The 13048-nt window shown below is 68.7% G+C and carries 14 protein-coding genes and 4 pseudogenes; 13 read left to right on the top strand and 5 right to left on the bottom strand.

Annotated features, from left to right (window positions below; all coding sequences use genetic code 11):
• Window positions 1–47: 47 nt before the first annotated feature.
• Window positions 48–932: a hypothetical protein gene (locus tag Q8A52_RS27895; RefSeq protein WP_316756366.1), complete on the top strand. Its 885-nt coding sequence runs from the start codon at window positions 48–50 to the stop codon at window positions 930–932.
• A 443-nt stretch (window positions 933–1375) separates the two neighbouring features.
• The gene (locus Q8A52_RS27890) at window positions 1376–1552 is read left to right on the top strand and encodes a hypothetical protein (protein WP_316756364.1); all 177 of its coding nucleotides are present in this window, start codon (window positions 1376–1378) and stop codon (window positions 1550–1552) included.
• 45 nt (window positions 1553–1597) lie between these two features.
• Here the strand turns inward: Q8A52_RS27890 and Q8A52_RS27885 are convergent, their stop codons facing one another.
• Together Q8A52_RS27885 and Q8A52_RS27880 are read right to left on the bottom strand one after the other, a co-directional pair.
• Entirely contained in the window at window positions 1598–1792 is a 195-nt protein-coding gene (locus Q8A52_RS27885) for a hypothetical protein (protein ID WP_316756363.1), read from the bottom strand.
• Between the two features lie 101 nt (window positions 1793–1893).
• Window positions 1894–2427 carry an NTPase gene (locus tag Q8A52_RS27880; protein ID WP_316756362.1) on the bottom strand — a complete coding sequence of 178 codons (534 nt, stop codon included), beginning with the start codon at window positions 2425–2427 and terminating at the stop codon, window positions 1894–1896.
• A 123-nt stretch (window positions 2428–2550) separates the two neighbouring features.
• On the opposite strand from Q8A52_RS27880, the gene Q8A52_RS27875 reads away from it, so the two are divergent.
• Window positions 2551–3003: a YbhB/YbcL family Raf kinase inhibitor-like protein gene (locus tag Q8A52_RS27875; protein ID WP_316756361.1), complete on the top strand. Its 453-nt coding sequence runs from the start codon at window positions 2551–2553 to the stop codon at window positions 3001–3003.
• A gap of 109 nt (window positions 3004–3112) precedes the next feature.
• Here the strand turns inward: Q8A52_RS27875 and sph are convergent, their stop codons facing one another.
• Window positions 3113–4096 carry a sphingomyelin phosphodiesterase gene (sph, locus tag Q8A52_RS27870; RefSeq protein WP_316756360.1) on the bottom strand — a complete coding sequence of 328 codons (984 nt, stop codon included), beginning with the start codon at window positions 4094–4096 and terminating at the stop codon, window positions 3113–3115.
• A gap of 15 nt (window positions 4097–4111) precedes the next feature.
• On the opposite strand from sph, the pseudogene Q8A52_RS27865 reads away from it, so the two are divergent.
• A pseudogene (locus Q8A52_RS27865) lies at window positions 4112–5089 on the top strand (SDR family NAD(P)-dependent oxidoreductase); the annotation flags it as partial.
• A gap of 151 nt (window positions 5090–5240) precedes the next feature.
• On the opposite strand, the gene Q8A52_RS27860 reads toward Q8A52_RS27865, so the two are convergent.
• Window positions 5241–5666 (bottom strand): PPOX class F420-dependent oxidoreductase, encoded by a 426-nt coding sequence (locus tag Q8A52_RS27860; protein WP_316756358.1) that lies wholly within the window; start codon window positions 5664–5666, stop codon window positions 5241–5243.
• 388 nt (window positions 5667–6054) lie between these two features.
• Between Q8A52_RS27860 and Q8A52_RS27855 the strand changes: the two genes are divergently transcribed.
• The 8 genes and pseudogenes from Q8A52_RS27855 to Q8A52_RS27820 all read left to right on the top strand — a co-directional run bounded on the left by Q8A52_RS27855 (window position 6055) and on the right by Q8A52_RS27820 (window position 12262).
• Window positions 6055–6393, top strand: a complete 339-nt coding sequence (locus tag Q8A52_RS27855) for an antibiotic biosynthesis monooxygenase family protein (protein WP_316756357.1) — start codon at window positions 6055–6057, stop codon at window positions 6391–6393.
• On the top strand, window positions 6390–7277 hold the full coding sequence (locus tag Q8A52_RS27850; RefSeq protein ID WP_316756355.1) for an NAD(P)-dependent oxidoreductase: 888 nt from the start codon (window positions 6390–6392) through the stop codon (window positions 7275–7277). Before Q8A52_RS27855 ends, Q8A52_RS27850 begins: the two co-directional genes overlap by 4 nt.
• Window positions 7274–8257 carry an amidohydrolase family protein gene (locus Q8A52_RS27845; protein ID WP_316756353.1) on the top strand — a complete coding sequence of 328 codons (984 nt, stop codon included), beginning with the start codon at window positions 7274–7276 and terminating at the stop codon, window positions 8255–8257. The genes Q8A52_RS27850 and Q8A52_RS27845 overlap by 4 nt, the downstream gene beginning before the upstream one ends.
• A complete protein-coding gene (locus Q8A52_RS27840) occupies window positions 8254–9495 on the top strand; it encodes a cytochrome P450 family protein (RefSeq protein WP_316756351.1) in 1242 nt (413 codons plus the stop codon). Before Q8A52_RS27845 ends, Q8A52_RS27840 begins: the two co-directional genes overlap by 4 nt.
• 202 nt (window positions 9496–9697) lie before the next feature.
• Complete coding sequence (locus tag Q8A52_RS27835; RefSeq protein WP_316756349.1) at window positions 9698–10837, top strand: inorganic phosphate transporter; 1140 nt, start codon at window positions 9698–9700, stop codon at window positions 10835–10837.
• A 44-nt stretch (window positions 10838–10881) separates the two neighbouring features.
• On the top strand, window positions 10882–11112 hold the full coding sequence (locus Q8A52_RS27830) for a hypothetical protein (protein WP_316756347.1): 231 nt from the start codon (window positions 10882–10884) through the stop codon (window positions 11110–11112).
• A gap of 239 nt (window positions 11113–11351) precedes the next feature.
• Window positions 11352–11411 (top strand): annotated as a pseudogene (locus Q8A52_RS49135) (hypothetical protein); the annotation flags it as partial.
• Between the two features lie 185 nt (window positions 11412–11596).
• Window positions 11597–12262, top strand: a complete 666-nt coding sequence (locus Q8A52_RS27820) for a class I SAM-dependent methyltransferase (protein WP_316756345.1) — start codon at window positions 11597–11599, stop codon at window positions 12260–12262.
• Between the two features lie 56 nt (window positions 12263–12318).
• Here the strand turns inward: Q8A52_RS27820 and Q8A52_RS27815 are convergent.
• Window positions 12319–12552 (bottom strand): annotated as a pseudogene (locus tag Q8A52_RS27815) (carboxymuconolactone decarboxylase family protein); the annotation flags it as partial.
• Here Q8A52_RS27815 and Q8A52_RS27810 point away from each other — a divergent pair.
• A pseudogene (locus tag Q8A52_RS27810) lies at window positions 12546–12995 on the top strand (RNA polymerase subunit sigma-24); the annotation flags it as partial. The pseudogenes Q8A52_RS27815 and Q8A52_RS27810 sit on opposite strands and share 7 nt — an antisense overlap.
• Between the last annotated feature and the right edge of the window lie 53 nt (window positions 12996–13048).

Below are 13048 nucleotides of genomic sequence, written 5' to 3'. Positions count from 1 at the left end.
TATCCGGCAATTCCTGACCAAACGTTAAATTACAGACAGATGAGGCGATGGATCGACTCCGTACGGCCGCATGGGCGGCGCTTCCGCTTCTGCTGCCACTCCTGGCAGCCGGGCCGGCCTCGGCCTCCCCGTCGGCGTCGTCGCTCCCGCTCGGAAGTGTCCGGTCGGTGCGGCCCGGCGACACACTGACGGCCATTGTCAAGCGGGGCGTGGTCGCCGGGTACGGCGACACCGTCCACTCATCCGCGTTCATAGCGGCAGGGAAGCTGCGCATGATGAACCCGCTGCTGACTGCCACCGTCACCATCGCCTGCGACGCCCGGCCGGGCACGTATCCGGTCGTGCTGAGGGGTGCCGGAGACGTGGGTCCGGACGAGCATCCGTTCCACTGGGCGCGCGTGCGTGTCGAACCGGCCGACGAGGCCGCGCGCCGCGCCTGTCGCGCCAAGGTGAGCAAGACACCCCCGCCCAGCCTGGAGGAACGCTGGGCCCCGGACGACACCTGGCCCATGTCGGAGTGGGACGTGCGGACCTTCCGGGCCGGCAGCCGCATCACGATCACGGACAACGACGACGAGGGAGCGGACGGGGACATCTCCCTCACCTCCCGCGCGTTCACCGACCGGCCCGTCCTGCGCGGCGCCAAAGCCGTCCTGACCGCCACCACCACCCTCAAGTGCGACGCCGCGCCCGGCCTCTATGTCGTCTACCGGCACGACGCCGACCAGGACGGCCCTGCCAAACCATGGGCCCGGCTGCGGATCGCCTCCGCCGCACGAGCGGGCGCCTGCGCCACCCAGGCGGCGACCCACTCCTCCTGGACGTCCCGCACCGCAGTGGTGGCCTGGATCGCTGGCGGTGTACTCCTCGCCGCCGGGGTGGGCGCGGCACTGCTCCTACGGGCGCGGTCGCGCCGCCTGAACTCTGCCTGAGACTGCGTCAAGGGTCAGCGTCCCTCGAGAGCTGTCAAGCAGGTGCTGCCCTCCGCGACCTCTGCCAGGCCGTTACGCATTCGAACACCTTCTACAGCGCCACGGCCCCGGCAGCGTCCTTCGTCGCGGCGGTGCTTGGTGACCCTCGGCCTCTCACCAAGGTCACCGACCAGACCCCCTGGGAAGCTGCCCACTTCGGTGAGGAGCCCCGGTTCTTTCTTCGCGCAGGTCTGCTGGACTGGCTGGGGGGCGCAGCTGCGGACGCTGCCGCTGAGCAGCCTGGCGGCAGACAAGCCGACGTCGAAGCGTTCCGCGCTCTGCGGCCCGCTCTCTACGACGCGATTCACCCATTCGTCTCAGACAACGAACATGAGATACGGGCGGCTGCCCTGGCCGCCCTCCTTCCCCTACTCGCCGCGTCCGAGCTGGCCCATCACAGTGCGGTGCTACGCGATGACGTCCGGGCTCTTGCTGCCGGCAACACCCCCTACCGGCAGCAAGCGATCGACACCCTTGCCTCCGGGGGCGCCGACACCACGGCCTTGGAGCAGACGACGAACATCACACCCGCCGGCGGCTCCGCCGATGCCGAGGGGTGCTCGGACGACCCGCTCTTCTGACGTGACCTTCGACCCACGCGGACTGATCCTCGGCGCGGAGCAGAACTACAGGTCATACGACGGAACACGGGCGGCGAGTTCCGCCGCGAAGTGCCGGGCCTGCGCGCCCCAGTCATGATCCATCGTGCCGAAATGCTGCAGCACCTCGACCAGTTGGTGTGCCTCGGACTCAGTCAGCAAGGGCAGACGGGGCTCCATGCGATCCGGCAGGTCGCAGGCATTGGCCAGTAGATCATCCATACCCCACTCAACCGGCCATCTGAGCGGGGGTTACGGGCACCTGCCCCAAAGTCGGGCGATGACCGCGCGCACTTGAGGTGATTCGCCATGGTGGGCCCGCGTCATTGCCCTTCAAGCCGGGCCGCCAGTTCCCCGGGAAGGGTGTCCCGATTGGACCGGGTCACCTGGAGGAGCGCGATGTCAGGACGCCGTTTGAGGGCGTCGGTGAACGGGGCGCTGTGCGCGTGGACTGTGGCGACGACGTCGATGTCGGACTCGAACAGGACCTGGACCGTATCCCGGAAGGCGTCGCATGCCAGCTCCATGCGCCCGAGCTCGTCGATCAGCACGAGATCTGCCGGAGCAGGATCCGATGCCGCTGACCTGAGCGGCGGCAGCGCGAGCCGTTCCAGAACGCCCAGATCGACGCCGTACCGTCCCACCCGCGGTGGTCCCGGGAAGTCGACGTGGGCGAACACGGCTCGCAGACCGTCGTCCAGCGTTTCCAGCGCGAAACCGCTCCGCGTCCCGCCGTGCCGGATCTCCTCCGTGGTGAAGCCGACTGGCCTACGGGTGCGCAGAAGCGTGGCCAATCGGCGGACAACGGTCGTCTTGCCCGTGCCCGGGCGTCCCTCGAGCAGGATTCGGGTCGGCATCGTCTGCTCTGTGTCAGGCACGTCTTATGGGTTCCCGGTGCGCTGGGCCGCGGACTCGGCCAATGGGGTGCTTGCCCCGCCCGGGCTGTTGCCGACCACGTTGTTCCGGGTAGGGCCGCGCGCATGACCGGAATTGAGCTCACGAGCGCGGCGTTCAGCAATCATGCGGCAATCCCTCGACACCACAGCGGGGAAGGCGACGACGTTTCGCCTCCGTTGACCTGGTCGGCGGTACCGGACGGAACATCGGAGTTGGTTCTGCTCTGCGAGGACCCCGACGCCCCGAGCGGGACGTTCCTGCACTGGCTGGTCACCGGGATCGATCCAGGCAGTACTGGTACGGCGGAGGGGGAGCCGCCTCCCGGCGGCCAGGAGTGGCCCAACGGTTTCGGCCGGACGGGCTGGGGTGGTCCCATGCCTCCACCGGGACACGGAGCGCACCGCTACTTCTTCCGCCTGTGGGCCCTGTCGGAGGCACTTCCCCTGCACGGCCGGCCGACAGCCGACGCGGTACATCGCGCCGTGAAGGGCAGAGAGCTGGCGAGCGGCACGCTGATGGGCACGTACCAACGCTGATCACCTCGTGTTGCTCGCTGCCTCGCCGCCGGCATGGCCCTGGTCCCGGCACTCGGCTCGACCGTGCACGGGGCCACGAGCCCGCCGGCGGCAACGCTTCTATGGACTGCTATCCGGCGTAGGCGCGCAGCGGGTAGTGGTCCGAGAGGTTCGTGTACGTGTAGGCCGTCCCCCAGCTCGAGACCGTCCAGGGCGCCGACTGCTCCTTGACGACCTCGTTGTGCCAGCCCGCCGGGCGGGCGTGACCGGCGCGGTTGAGCACGTAGTCGAGGTCCTCACGCGGGTCGTCCGGGTAGCGGTAGCGGGCGATGGAGTTGTCCTGCGTGTCGAACGAGTACGGGTGCCCGGTGCGCGCGTCGGCACCGACGAGCCCGGCGTCGTTGAGCAGTGACGCGTACTCTCCGCTGCGCGAGTCGACGTTGAGGTCGCCGGCGACCAGCACCTCTTCGTCGGCCGGGATGTTCTTCGCATCCAGGAAGGCGTCGATGGCCTTGAACTGGCGGCTGCGCATCGTTGCCGCTTCCCCCACGCCGCATCCGGGATCCGTCGACTGAGCGTGCGTGCCGACCACGTGCACCTTGGTGCCGTTCACGTTCAACACGACGTATGCGAAGCCCTTGTTGGACCACCAGTCCGCACCGCAGGCGTCCTTGTAGATGTACTGCTCCTTGTGCAGAATCGGCCACTTGCTCAGCACGGTGACCCCGCCGTCCTCCGGCGTGACGGCCGAGTACGCCCCGCCGGTGGCGTCCCAGCCACTTTTGCTGCGGCCCACCACCGGTGTCTGGTACGGGTATTCCGTGGCGGCGGCGCTCTTCAGCGCGTCGGACGAGGAGTTGTCGAAGGCCTCCTGGAGGACGACCACGTCGTTGCCGTGGAAGAACGACGTCTGCGGGATCTCGGCGGCCCGGTGGTCCTGGCCCCAGTTCGGGTACAGGTTCTTGCTCATGAGGAAGACGTTGTACGTCAGGACCTTCAGCGCCGGTGCCGGTCCGGCTGCCGCCGCCGGTGCGGAACCCGCAAGTGCCGCCGCGGGCAGAGCGAGGGCGAGCAAGGCTGCCCCGAGCGCGCGGCGGGGTACGAAGAGCGTCACTGGATCTCCCTGTGGATGAAGGGGGTTGAGTGGCGCCGCACATCAAACCACCTGGGATTACCCGTAGGTAACAGTCATGCAGGCAACAGATGGCTCACAGCCGAGGAGGGAGAGAGTCCGGTTGCCGGGCCCTGCCTCCACCCGCGGGCGCCACAGAGCCGTCACGGCCGCCTTCCGCCTCGTCCCCGTCGTGTCCGTCGTGGCGCTGATGTTCTGCCGGTTTGGCGCTGCGGTGCAAGCCTATGGGGTGTCGCTCTCCCCAGCGTTGGGTGGGCCGGGCAGGCGTACGGCGTCCGCTACTGGACGCGCACCCCTCCGATGCCCTGTGCGCGGACCCCGGCCCACGAAAGGACTGAAGTCGTGAATCACTTTGCCGATCGAGTAGTGGTCGTCACCGGAGCCGGGTCCGGTATCGGCGCCGCCGTCGCGCACCGGTTTGCCGCCGATGGCGCTGCCGTCGTGCTCGTCGGGCGGACGCGGGAGAAGCTCGACAGGACAGCCGCGGCGGCTCCTGACGGAGCGACCGTCCTCGCGCGCACCGCCGATGTCACGGTGCCGGACGAGGTCGATGGGCTGATCGCCTCCGTCGCGGCCGATCTGGGGCGCCTCGACATGCTGGTCAACAACGCAGGAGTGCCGGCGTTCGGCACGGTCGAAGCCGTTACTCCCACAGAATGGCGAGCGGTGATGGCGATCAAGCTCGATGCCATTTACCACGCCAGCCGGGCTTCGATCCGGTATTTGCGCGATACGTGCGGCTCCATCGTCAACGTCGGATCGCCGGGGGCTCTCGGCGGCGACTACGGCATGGGCGCCTACAACTCCGCCAAGGGCGCGGTCGTCAATCTCACGCGCGCCATGGCGCCCGATCACGCCCCCGAGGTCCGTGTCAACGCCGTCCACCCCGGGTTCACACTGCACACCGGGATCACTGCGGGCGCCACCCCCGACACGCCTGTGGTGAAGGCCTTCGCGGAACGCATCCCCTTCGGCCGGGTCGCCGGGCCCGAGGAGATCGCCGGCGTCATCGCCTTCCTCGCCGGTCCCGATGCGCTACATGACCGGCGCTCAGATCCCGGTCGACGGCGGCCTCAGCGCCACGAGCGGGCAACCTCGCGTCGAGATCTGAATTCAGCGAACGGACTCACTGCGATCCCGAGGCCCAGGGGCCGACCCCACCGATGCGTTCCACCGAGTAGCGCACGATGTAGCCGGGCCCCTTCGGGGCCGGGAATTCGGCGTCAGGGGAAATGTAGACCTTGGCGAGCCGGTTGAGCAGGTCCCATGTGTCGTCACTCGGCTGCACCGTGGCCCGCGCCTTCAGCACGGCGTACGGGTTCAGGACGGCACCGGGTTCCCGGGGCGCGTCGAAGGACAGGACGACGCGCGGGTCCCGCTCGATATTGCGCAGCTTCACGTGCCGCGCCATATGGCCGCTGACGACGTCATTGCCGTCCAGGCCGATCCAGATGACGGTCACCTGGGGGCTCCCGTCGGCGTTGATGGTACTCAGATGGGCCATCGGGCCGGAATCGATCAGACCTCGAAGCTCGCGCGGCAGATCGCTCATCGCTCTAATCCGTTCTGTCACCTCTGTCACCGTATTGCGGCAATCTTCCGGGCAGTCTTGATCACCCATCGGCCGACTCGCCGATGTTCCCGCCGTACCGACCGAGTTGTGCCGGCGTCCGCGCTGAAACCTGTCCGGAACCTCAAAACACCCGATCCGGTGCAGCCCGAGTGATTCGGACGGGGGGTTCAGTTACCCATTCGGAGGTGGTCGTCCGCGTCTTGCACGCGGGAAGTCCGGAGCCCCTCATCACTCACCCGAACGGACCTAATGCGGAGCGTAAACCCCTTGTCCCAACTGGCATGTCGCCCATTCGGAGTTGCGTCCGCATGGGGGACATGAGTCCGTGGGAGTCGTGTCCCACCGGATCTCACCGTCAGGAGGAGACATGGACACCAAGCAGAAGGGCCATTCGGCCGACAAGTTGTGCGTCGTTTTCACGGTCCGTGTGATCGAGGGCGGCGAGCAGGGCTTCCTGGATGTGTACGACCAGCTCCGTAAGTCCGTGGCCAGCACCCCCGGTCACATCGTCGAGAGGCTGGGAGCACCCGTCGACGACTCCCGTCAGTGGGTCATCACCAGCGAGTGGAAGACCGCCGAGGACTTCTTCAAGTGGCAGCAGAGCGAGGAGCACCGCGAACTCGTGGCTCCGCTGCGCCAGTGGGTCGACTCGACGCAGTCGCTCCGGTTCCGGGTCGTCAAGGAGACCAAGGGAGCGATGTCATGACGCGCATCGCCAACGGCCCCGTCGCCGTTCTCGGTCTCGGCACGATGGGTTCCGGCCTGGCCACCCGCCTCCTCGAACAGGGTATACAGGTCCGGGTCTGGAACCGTACCGCCGAGCGGGCCGGGCCGCTCGGCAAGGCGGGCGCCTATGTCGCCGCCCACCCCGCCGACGCCATCGAGGGTACGACCGCGGCCATCTGCGCCGTCGCCGACAGCGAAGCCCTCGGCACCGTGCTGCACGGGGCTGACGGCGTGCTGGCCGAGGGGACCTACCCCGGTGTCCTCATCTGCACCAGCACCGTGGCGCCCGAAGAGGTCGTCCAAATCGCCGGGGACATCCCCTCGGTTCTGGACGTCGGCATGCTCGGCAACGCCGACCACGCCCGCGACGGAGAGCTGCGGCTGTTCGTCGGCGGCGAGGAGCGGACGTTCGACGCCGGCGGCCCGCTGCTGAAGATGCTGGGCAAGGAGGTCGTCCATCTGGGCGAACTCGGGTCCGGCATGCGGATGAAACTGTGCCTCAACCTGCTGATGGGCATCGAGGTGCAGGCTCTGGCCGAGGCCACCGAACTGGCGGCGGCCTGCGGGCTCGACCGGCAGCTGGTCCTCAAGACCATCGCGGGCAGCGGTTTCGCCTCTCCGGTCATGGCGTTCAAGTCGAGGCGCCTGGTCTCCGGCCGCTTCGAGGAGCCGGACTTCCGGCTGCGGCTGATGGCGAAAGACCTCATGCTCGCTTCCAAGCAGGCAGCAGCAGCCGGCCTGAGCCTGCCGCTGGTGACCGCCGCGGCAGAGACCCACGTCCGCGCCGCCGAGCAAGGACTGGGCGACCAGGACTGTGCCGCGGTCACCCGCGCACTCACACCGAAACCGGGACACGAAACGTGATCATCGACATCCACGGGCATCTCTCCCCACCGGAGGCGGCCAAACGCTTCCCCATGCCCCCGAGCCTGACCGACGTCGACGGCATGCTCGCCGCTCGAGCCGAAGCCGGGATCGACCTCACCATCATCGGCAGCCCCGTCGGCGCCGGAGCGATGGCGCGGGTACCGGGCGTGGACAACTACGCGCAACCACGCGACCGGCTGCGCAGTTTCCACGCCTGGATGTCGGGGCTGATCGCCAGGTTCCCGGACCAGTTGCGCGGCTACGTGTACGCCAACCCGTTCGGCGACGACGATCACCTCGAAGGGGTGCGGGAGACCCTCGCGGACCCGGCCTTCGTCGGCCTGATCACCACGTCCAGCGTCCGCGGGGAGCTGCTCGGCTCCCCGCGTGCCGACTCCTTCTTCGCGCTGGCCGCGGAGGCGGGGGTGCCGGTCCTGGTCCATGCCCCGGCCGAACCGGTCGGCACGGAACGGGTCGACGAGATCGGCTTCGTCGAGCAGATCGGCCGGTTCGGCGACGTCACCGTCGGCATGGCCATGATCGCGTTCGCGGGATGGCTGGACAAGTACCCGGAGCTACGGCTGATCGGCGCGACCGGCGGCGGCGCGATGGCGCTGCTGCCGGAGCGCCTGCAAACGGCGGCGCGCCCCAGGCACTGGGCCGGGGGCGCTCCGCCCTCCGGCCGGCCCGGGGCGGCCTCCGCTCCGCCGGCGGCCAAGGAGCCGGCGGCCGACCCGGCCGGTGCGCTGCAGCGCATGTACGTCGACACGAGCCCGTTCAGTTCTGCGCATCTGAGCCTCAACGCGGAGGTGCTGGGGCCCGAGCGGATGCTGTTCGGCACCGACTCACCGCCGTTGGCCGCGCCGCTGGAGGAGCTCATCCGCATGATCGAGAAGCTGCCGGTCGACAAGGCGGCGCAGCAGCTCATCCTCGGTGGCAACGCCGAGGCTCTCTTCGACCTCAGGAGTCGTCCGTGACCACCACGCAAGAGGCCGTCACCGCGGCCGAGCGTTGCACACCGGAGTTCCGGCGCGACCCTCACTCGGTCTACGCCCATCTTCGCGACGCGGCGCCGGTCTGCCCCATGAGACCCCCGCACGGCAACGAGACGTACCTGATCACCAGGTACGAGGACGCGCGGGCCGCCCTGTCCGATCCGCGGTTGAGCAAGGACATGTACGGGGCCATGGACGCCTACCGAAGGATCTTCGGCGACTCGTCCGTCGCGCTGGACGACAACATGCTCAACTCCGACGCGCCCAAGCACACGCGGCTGCGCCGACTGGTCAACTCCGCGTTTACCCCGCGGCGCGTGGAGGCTCTTCGGCCGAAGATCCAGGAGATCGTCGGAGGTCTGCTCGACGAGTGCCCGGCCCAGAAGCCCTTCGACCTTCTGCCGGCGTTCGCGTTCCCGCTGCCGATCATCGTGATCTGCGATCTGCTCGGTGTGCCGCCGCAGGAGCGGTCACGGATGCAGAACCTGTCCTCCACCGTGGCGCAGAGCGGATTCAACGAGGAGGCCAAGCGGGCCCAGCAGAAGGCCGAGGAGGATCTGCACGCGTTCTTCACGGAGCTCATCGCCGCCAAACGCAGCCGCCCGGGTGACGATCTGCTGAGTGCGCTCATCGCGGCCCGGGACGACGACGGCGGGCTCACCGAGAGCGAGCTGGTCTCCACGGCGTTCCTGCTGATGTTCGCGGGTCACAAGACGACCGCGTACCTGATCGGCAACTCGGTCCACCACCTCCTGTCCCACCCCGACCAGCTCCGTGCGGTGCGGGAGAACCCGGATCTGATCCGGGCGGCGGTCGAGGAACTGGTGCGCTACGACGGCTCCGTGGAGACCGCGACGTTCCGCTACGCCACCGAGGACGTGGAGTACGGCGAGACGCGGATCCCCAAGGGCGCACTGGTCCAGATCGCGCTCAGTTCGGCCAACCGCGATCCGCTGAAGTTCGACTCCCCGGACAAGCTGGACGTCATGCGGCCGGGGAACGCACAGGACGCCCATCTGGGGTTCGGGCACGGGAGCCACTACTGCCTGGGAGCCCCGCTGGCCCGGCTGGAGATGCAGCTGGCCCTCACCATCCTCTTCGACCGGTTCCCCAGGATGAGGCTGGCCGAACCCCGCGGCGAGGCGCACTGGTTGGAGGTTCCCTTCCCGGCCTTCCGCGGCCTCGCGGAGCTGCCGGTCGTACTCGATGCCGCTGGGTGACCGACACGTCGCAAGCAATACGGCAGGGCTGTCCCGTCGGGGCGGCCCTGCGTCTCCTCTTCACCCCATGAGCCGAACCCCAGGCATGAGCTGCCCCTCACGGTCGCGGGCCTGTAGGACGCCGCTTAGCGTGGAAGACACGACGCGTCCGAGCTGAGACGGCGGGCGGGCGCGGGTCAAGCCTGCCTCGGGAGGTTTCCCAGTGGGTACCGTCTCGTTTCTCCTCGTCGTAGTCATTCTGACGGCTCTGGCCTTCGACTTCACCAACGGCTTCCACGACACGGCCAACTCGATGGCGACGTCCATCGCCACCGGGGCCCTGCGGCCCCGTATGGCCGTGGCCGTCGCGGGGGTGCTCAATCTGGCGGGCGCGTTCCTGTCCACGGAGGTCGCCAAGACCATCTCCGGCGGCATCGTGAACGACTCCAAGGTGTCCCTGGTGATGATCTTCGCCGGACTCGTCGGTGCGGTCCTCTGGAACCTGATGACCTGGCTCGCCGGACTGCCGTCGAGTTCGTCGCACGCGCTGTTCGGCGGGCTGATCGGTGCTGTGTGGGTCGGCGCCGGGGGATCCGCGGTGCAATTCGGGGCGATCGTGGAGAAGATCGTGCTCCCGGCCGTCCTGTCGCCTATCGTCGCCTGCGTCGTGGCAGTGCTGGCGACCTACTTTGCATACGTCATCACCCGGCGCACGGCTCCCGGTCAGGCGCGCAGCGGATTCCGCCGGGGCCAGATCGGCTCGGCGTCATTGGTCGCGCTGGCCCACGGCACCAATGACGCGCAGAAGACCATGGGTGTGATCACCCTGGCCCTCATCTCCGCGGGGGTGCTCACCCATGGCTCCGGGCCGCCCTGGTGGGTGGTGCTCACCTCCGGACTGGCGATCGCGCTCGGCACGTACACGGGCGGCTGGCGGATCATCCGCACCATGGGCAAGGGGCTCACCGACATCGAGGCACCTCAGGGCTTCGCGGCCGAGACCAGCGCGACGACCGTCATTCTCGCCTCGTCCCACCTGGGATTCCCCCTGTCGACCACGCAGGTGTGCACCGGCAGCATCCTGGGCGCGGGCCTGGGCCGGAAACTCGCCCAGGTGCGGTGGGGCGTGGCCGGTCGCATCGCGGTGTCCTGGCTGCTCACGCTGCCCTCAGCGGCGGCCATCGGCGGCGTGGCCGCATGGGTCGCCGACCACGGCACCGCGGGCGTGGCCCTGGTGGCCGCTGCCGCGGCGGCCGCGGCGACCGGCTTCTGGGCCCTGTCGCGCCGCCGCGCCGTGACCCCGGACAACGTCAACGAACTGCCCGCCCGACTGTCCGAGCACGCGGAGCAGACCGCGGCGTGACAGCCGGGCGGCCGTCCCATCCGTCAGCGAAAGGAAGAAGGGCGATGGACATCGACTGGGGCGCCTTCGGCAGCGTGTTCGCTGTGAGCCTCGGCATCACACTGGTCACGGTCGTGCTGTTCTCCCTCGGCATCGCCGCCTGGCCCCGTGACGACGGCGAGGACGGAGAACACGCCCGCGCCATCCGGGCGGCCGGCACGGCGGCAGCGGTGCTGTGCTTCAGTGCGTGCCTGGCGGTCGCGGGCTACGGGCTCGCCCTGATCGTCGGCCCTTGACGAAGGGTTCTCACGTAGCTGATGTCACGGACGCATCCGGTGTCACGGACGTAGCCGGTGTCGCGCATCCGTGACGCAAAACGGCTGGGCGGCGCACAGCGCTGAACGAGTGTCCTGGACCGCGATACCAAGGCGACGCCTGAATCCTGGGCTCGCAGCCCGATGCGCCGGGTGTTTCCGCTGGATGAGGCTTGGCCCATGAACACCGCAGCCATGGAATCTCACAGGCCCTCCACCGTGTGGCGATCGTCGGGACCGGCACCATCGGTGCGAGCTGGGCAGCGCACTATCTCGTCCGCGGCTTCGACGTCACCGCGACCGACCCCTCCCCCACCGCGGAGACGGCCCTGAGGTCACGTAGAGACGGCATGGGACGCGGCTGCCTCGATCGGACTCGCACCCCAGGTCTTGCCCGAGCGGTCGGATGTTCCGGAGGCCCTGCCAGCATGATCGGCAACAGTCGAGCGCCCAGGAGGCATCCGCCATGTCCGATCTCGACAGCCAGGTTCCCTACTGGGATGCCGCCTCGGCCACGAAAACGTTCACCCACCCGCTCCATCTGCCCTGGCTCGACGGGGTCGACAGGCACGCCGCGATCCTCGACTACGGATGCGGATACGGCCGCACCATGGGGGAGCTCGCCGAGCACGGCTTCGGCAACCTCACGGGTGTCGACATCGCGCCGGAAATGATCAATCGGGCTCGCCGACTTCACCCCACCATGCGCTTTGCAGCCCTGGATGAACCACCGGTCTCGCCTTACCCGGACGCGGGCTTTGACGCAGTCCTGCTCTTCGCCGTGCTGACCTGCGTCCCCGGCGACGAAGCCCAGCACCGGTTGATCGCCGAGCTGAACCGCATCCTCAAGTCCGGCGGCATCCTCTACATCAGCGACCTTTTGCTGCAGGACGACGAGCGCAATCGCAGCCGGTACCGTCGCCATGCCGAGCACTACGGCAGACATGGCGTGTTCGAAACCGGCGACGGGGCGGTCTGCCGCCATCACTCCCGCGAGTGGCTCTCCACCCTGCTTGCCGGATTCGAAACAACCGACACGCGAAGCATCACGGTGTCCACCATGAACGGGCATACCTCAACGGGCATCCAGATCCTCGCCCGCAAGCCCTTCACTGCCGTGTGCGCTGTGTGAGACGCATCGGCCCGGCCGGATGGAAGAACCCGGCCGGGCCGCGATGCGCCTGCTGGTCAGTTCGACAGGCCGGTGAGCATGCCGGGCTGGTAGGAGCCCCCAGGGTTGCGCACGATCACGCCGAGCCGGTTGGGTGCGTTGATCGTGGCCACCAGGAACACCAGCGCGGCGGTCTGGTCGTCGTCGTAGTGCTCACGCACCTGGGCCCAGGTCTGGTCGGACACGCCCAGGTGGGCGTCGGCAAGCCGCGTACCTTCTTCGGCGAGCGCCAGCGCTGCCCGCTCGGCCTCCGGTCGCGGTGCGCCAGCTCGCCCACCGCGCACGGATTCACGTCGCGGCCCGACGACCCCGCGGGGCCGTGTCCGCGGCCCAGGCCCGCGATGCGCTCCAGGCATTCCGACAAGCGGTCCGGACGGGCGACTTGCAACACCTGCTCGACCTTCTCGCGCCGGACGTCGTCCTGTTGGGCGATGGTGGCGGGGTCGTACAGGCCGCACTGACACCCGTCGTGGGAGCCGACAAGGTGCTCCACGTGCTGGGCAGGATCGCCGGCACGGCCGCGCTGGAACCGGCACAGGTCAATGGCTACCCGGCTCTGATCCTCCGCCTCAACGAAGAGATCGACACCGTCATCGCGGTGCGCATCGACGACGGCCTCGTCACCGGGCTCTACGCCGTACGCAGTCCCGAGAAGCTGTCTCACTTGGAGCGGGAGACCGCCCTGCGCCGTTGAGGTGATCATCCAAGGGCGACTCGGCTCTGATCGGTACTCGCGTCGCGTGGCGC

This window comes from Streptomyces herbicida, assembly GCF_032656585.1.
Classification (GTDB): Bacteria; Actinomycetota; Actinomycetes; order Streptomycetales; family Streptomycetaceae; genus Streptomyces; species Streptomyces herbicida.
This window is presented reverse-complemented; position numbering and strand designations above follow the sequence as displayed.

Excerpts from the sequence above, each read along its gene's own strand:
- Q8A52_RS27820 (WP_316756345.1), top strand. The coding sequence starts at position 11,597 with ATGTCCGATCTCGACAGCCAGGTTCCCTACTGGGATGCCGCCTCGGCC.
- Q8A52_RS27830 (WP_316756347.1), top strand. The coding sequence starts at position 10,882 with ATGGACATCGACTGGGGCGCCTTCGGCAGCGTGTTCGCTGTGAGCCTC.
- Q8A52_RS27895 (WP_316756366.1), top strand. The coding sequence starts at position 48 with ATGGATCGACTCCGTACGGCCGCATGGGCGGCGCTTCCGCTTCTGCTG.
- Q8A52_RS27860 (WP_316756358.1), bottom strand. The coding sequence starts at position 5,666 with ATGAGCGATCTGCCGCGCGAGCTTCGAGGTCTGATCGATTCCGGCCCG.
- Q8A52_RS27850 (WP_316756355.1), top strand. The coding sequence starts at position 6,390 with ATGACGCGCATCGCCAACGGCCCCGTCGCCGTTCTCGGTCTCGGCACG.
- Q8A52_RS27855 (WP_316756357.1), top strand. The coding sequence starts at position 6,055 with ATGGACACCAAGCAGAAGGGCCATTCGGCCGACAAGTTGTGCGTCGTT.
- Q8A52_RS27875 (WP_316756361.1), top strand. The coding sequence starts at position 2,551 with ATGACCGGAATTGAGCTCACGAGCGCGGCGTTCAGCAATCATGCGGCA.
- Q8A52_RS27880 (WP_316756362.1), bottom strand. The coding sequence starts at position 2,427 with ATGCCGACCCGAATCCTGCTCGAGGGACGCCCGGGCACGGGCAAGACG.
- Q8A52_RS27885 (WP_316756363.1), bottom strand. The coding sequence starts at position 1,792 with ATGGATGATCTACTGGCCAATGCCTGCGACCTGCCGGATCGCATGGAG.